Below are 1,013 nucleotides of genomic sequence, written 5' to 3'. Positions count from 1 at the left end.
TTGTCCGGCGATGTCCTACTCTCCCACACCGTAACCAGTGCAGTACCATCGGCGCTGGCAGGCTTAGCTTCCGGGTTCGGAATGGGACCGGGCGTTTCCCTGCCGCTATGATCGCCGTAACTCTCTCGGCACAACCAGACACCCTCTTTTTCAGGGGGTGTGCACGGTCGTTTCCCGTGAACCGCATAGTGGACGTGAGTCATCTTCGCTTCGTGTGCAGAGCGGAGTGTTGTAAGTCATCGGCATATTAGTACCGGTCAGCTTCACAAGTCGTTAGTCCTTGCTTCCACATCCGGCCTATCAACCCAGTCGTCTAGCTGGGAGCCTCCCACACCTCAAGGATGTATGGAAACCTCATCTTGAAGCGAGCTTCCCGCTTAGATGCCTTCAGCGGTTATCCCTTCCGAACGTAGCTAACCAGCGGTGCCCTTGGCAGGACAACTGGCACACCAGAGGTTCGTCCGTCCCGGTCCTCTCGTACTAGGGACAGCCCTTCTCAAGTTTCCAACGCGCGCAGCGGATAGGGACCGAACTGTCTCACGACGTTCTAAACCCAGCTCGCGTACCGCTTTAATGGGCGAACAGCCCAACCCTTGGGACCTACTCCAGCCCCAGGATGCGACGAGCCGACATCGAGGTGCCAAACCATGCCGTCGATATGGACTCTTGGGCAAGATCAGCCTGTTATCCCCGGGGTACCTTTTATCCGTTGAGCGACAGCGCTTCCACAAGCCACTGCCGGATCACTAGTCCCGACTTTCGTCCCTGCTCGACCTGTCGGTCTCACAGTCAAGCTCCCTTGTGCACTTACACTCGACACCTGATTGCCAACCAGGCTGAGGGAACCTTTGGGCGCCTCCGTTACTCTTTGGGAGGCAACCGCCCCAGTTAAACTACCCACCAGGCACTGTCCCTGATCCGGATCACGGACCGAGGTTAGACATCCAGAACGACCAGAGTGGTATTTCAAGATTGACTCCACCAACACTAGCGTGCCAGCTTCACAGTCTCCC

At 57.1% G+C, this 1,013-nt stretch carries 2 rRNA genes; both read right to left on the bottom strand.

Annotated elements, in window-relative coordinates:
* Positions 1–2 precede the first annotated feature (2 nt).
* Positions 3–119: ribosomal RNA gene (gene rrf, locus LWF15_RS35765) — 5S ribosomal RNA — on the bottom strand.
* A gap of 108 nt (positions 120–227) precedes the next feature.
* Positions 228–1,013, bottom strand: a 23S ribosomal RNA gene (locus tag LWF15_RS35760); the annotation flags it as partial.

Source organism: Kineosporia rhizophila (assembly GCF_021277265.1).
Taxonomy (GTDB): domain Bacteria; phylum Actinomycetota; class Actinomycetes; order Actinomycetales; family Kineosporiaceae; genus Kineosporia; species Kineosporia rhizophila.
Note: the sequence above shows the minus strand (reverse complement) of the source record. Positions and strands in the feature narration are given on the sequence as shown.